Origin of the sequence: Limnofasciculus baicalensis BBK-W-15, from assembly GCF_024178385.1 — a bacterium.
Lineage (GTDB): Bacteria > Cyanobacteriota > Cyanobacteriia > Cyanobacteriales > Coleofasciculaceae > Limnofasciculus > Limnofasciculus baicalensis.
Window position 1 is genome coordinate 1 of sequence record NZ_JAMZMM010000549.1, and the last position, 2,937, is coordinate 2,937.

The 2,937-nt window shown below is 46.6% G+C and carries 3 protein-coding genes; 2 read left to right on the forward strand and 1 reads right to left on the reverse strand.

The annotated features are described in order from the left end of the window. Positions 1 to 400: 400 nt before the first annotated feature. Positions 401 to 949 (reverse strand): hypothetical protein, encoded by a 549-nt coding sequence (locus NJ959_RS27965; protein ID WP_254015035.1) that lies wholly within the window; start codon positions 947 to 949, stop codon positions 401 to 403. A 185-nt stretch (positions 950 to 1,134) separates the two neighbouring features. Between NJ959_RS27965 and NJ959_RS27970 the strand changes: the two genes are divergently transcribed. Both NJ959_RS27970 and NJ959_RS27975 read left to right on the forward strand, forming a co-directional pair. Next, complete coding sequence (locus tag NJ959_RS27970) at positions 1,135 to 1,716, forward strand: Uma2 family endonuclease (RefSeq protein ID WP_254015036.1); 582 nt, start codon at positions 1,135 to 1,137, stop codon at positions 1,714 to 1,716. A gap of 135 nt (positions 1,717 to 1,851) precedes the next feature. Then, positions 1,852 to 2,937, forward strand: a 1,086-nt coding sequence (locus NJ959_RS27975; RefSeq protein ID WP_254015037.1) for a phosphorylase family protein, incomplete at its 3' end; no start/stop codon positions are given.

Sequence of the window (2,937 nt, forward strand, 5' to 3'; positions counted from 1 at the left end):
ACAGCAGAAGGGACTACTCTAACTTTACACCATAACCGCCTTGGCGGTTGCTATACAGTTTAACTGCGCCTTAGCTTAATATCGTCGTTTATGGGGACGGCTCTCCAGGAGTTACGGTGAGATAGCGATAGACAAGGCAGTTAAGGCATCAATAGTGAGAAGAGGGTGAAGCAAGAGGATATAAATATTTAGGGTTTGTTGCCAAGGTTATCGCCCTCTTGCTACTCTGCGAGAACGCTAGGCGAACACCCCTACCCCTACCAATTTCTGTTTGTCCTAACCACCTTGGCGACTGCTATAATTCAAACTTATTAAAATTGTATTGGTTTTTACCCTGCTCCCTGCCCCCTACCCGCTGCCAAAACTGGGGATTTTCCACCACAAGTACGGGAGAGTATCGTTACCGTCCCTTTGCCAAGTCTGCATAGACCACAATTTCCCACCCTAATACTAACAGCAAGATTAGTTCAACTCCACCCAGGATATGAATTGCCAAAACTGGATTGGGCACTAATACCCAGAATGCAACTAAGGCGATAATTCCTGAGACAACAAAAGTGATTTCATCAATGATAAGTTGTTCAATTTTACGGCGGGAACGACGCAAATCGCTGCGGTGGGCAATCTCCCAGCCAAAGAGAGATGCTAAGTCTCCATATCCGGTTTTATCTTTGACTTTTTCTACCAAAGTGAGCCGAATATAGCGACCAATTGCGGAAATCTTTTCATCATTGACTAGGTATGTCCAGCCGAGAATTAGGCAAACCCAGGGGAGGACTAGAAAAGCGTAATAGTTGGTGGTGTTGGAGATGGCGAAGGAGACAACTGCGCCGAAGACGCTCAAGGTAACGTAGAGGAGGTTGTCGCGGAAGCCAATTCGCTGAGTTTGTTCTGCTTTGAGTTTGTCGTATTCTATCAGCCACACTTTGAGCATGGGATCTTCAGTCATTTTGTCCTCCGATTAGTTTTAACTGCCATTGTGCGCGATCGCATCGTGGAGGGCAAGGGAGGGGGATCTCATCCCAAATCCGTTGCGATCGCCCCTTTTTTAGAGCGATGCTTAAGATAAGGCGATCTGTTGTAGAAGTCTGTTGAGAGCGTTATGATGCCAACAAGAGATAATGGTGCGGTTCAATGATACAAGTTCTCGATCGCGAAACTCTCGAACAGCGAGTGGTGCTTCAGGGCACATGGGCACAATTTAAGTTAATCCAGAAGGCTGTGGAAGATTCGCCCAAAGTCAGATTGTCTTTTTTTGCAGGCGCGATCGAGATATTTATGCCGGGATTCCAGCACGAAAATTTCTCCGAAATTATTGGCTACTTGGTGACAACTTTTATGCTGATGAGAGGTGTCAAATTTTATCCTTCTGGTTCGATGACGCAGGAGAAGACGGGAGAAGCTTCAACCCAGGCAGATAAATCGTTTTGTTTGGGGGAAGTTAAATCAATTCCCGATTTGTCGATTGAGATAGTTTATAGCAGTGGTGGACTGAAAAAGTTGCCAAAATATAAGGCTTTGGGTGTACCGGAGGTGTGGTTTTGGGAGGATGGTACTTTGCGACTCTATCACCTCCGGGAAGATGGGTATGAGGAAGTATTTCGGAGCGAACTTTCAGGGTTGGAAACGCTGAATATTGAGTTGCTAAAACGGTGCATTTTGATGGGTGAGACTAATTTTGGTGAAGCGGTGCAGGTTTTTCAACAGGGAATTTAGATCGGGGGGGAATAAAATATTTCATTTTATAGTTAACTATGGGTTTACATAATTTATATTCAGCAGTACGAAAATAACTCTAGGCAATCAAGGAAAAATTTGCCAAGCTAGAGGAAGTAATTCTGGGAATTCTGTATGCCTTGCGCTGTTATCCTCACTGCTATTCCTTTAGAGTATATGGCGGTTCGCATTCATCTGACTGACCTACGGGAGGAGATGCACCCGCAAGGGACAATTTACGAACGCGGCAAATTTATTGCCAACGGGAATTCGTGGGAAGTCGGGATTGTTGAGGTAGGTGCAGGTAATGCGAGTGCCGGGGTGGAAGCGGAAAGGGCGATCGCCTATTTCAATCCCAGTGTCATCCTGTTTGTGGGAGTTGCTGGAGGCATCAAAGATGTGGCGATCGGTGATGTGGTAGCCGCGACGAAGGTCTATGGTTATGAGTCTGGCAAGGCAAAACAGAAATTTCAACCCAGACCCGATTTAGGGCAATCTACATACAACTTAATACAGCGATCGAGGGCTGAATCGAAGAAATCGGACTGGCTGCAAAGGCTGGCATCTGCACCGGATTCAAATCCCTGCGTATTTGTTGCACCAATTGCCGCCGGGGAAAAAGTGATTGCTTCAAGCAAGTCTAATGTTTTTAAGTTTATCCAGTTGAACTATGGTGATGCTGTAGCTGTGGAGATGGAGGGGCGGGGCTTGCTACAAGCGGCTCATGCCAATCACCAAGTATCGGCACTGGTGATCCGTGGGATTTCTGACTTGATTGATGGTAAAAGTGAAGCCGATGCAGGTGGTTCTCAGGAAATGGCTGCACGGAATGCGAGTGCGTTTGCTTTTGAGATTCTGGCAAAGCTTCAGATTGAGGAGGCGGGTAAGGCATCTTCCCAACAATCTACTCTGCCACTCCTTTTACCTAAATCTGCTCAAATCATCAATTTTGACTCTACACCTCCAAAAGTTTTTATCAGCTACAGTCATGACTCCCAAGAACACAAGGAGCGGATTCTGCAACTTGCCGATCGCTTTCGCGAGGATGGTATTGACTGCGATATCGACCAGTACGAAGATTCGCCGCTTGAAGGATGGCAGCGCTGGATGCTGAACCAGGTTGAAGCAGCAGATTTTGTGCTGGTTGTCTGTACGGAACAGTACCATCGGCGATTTCGGGGGCATGAAGAAGTGGGAAAGGGTAAGGGCGCAACTTGGGAG

What these genes read in the sequence shown, in the direction of transcription:
- NJ959_RS27965 (WP_254015035.1), bottom strand. Translation starts at nt 949, where the DNA reads ATGACTGAAGATCCCATGCTCAAAGTGTGGCTGATAGAATACGACAAA.
- NJ959_RS27970 (WP_254015036.1), top strand. Translation starts at nt 1,135, where the DNA reads ATGATACAAGTTCTCGATCGCGAAACTCTCGAACAGCGAGTGGTGCTT.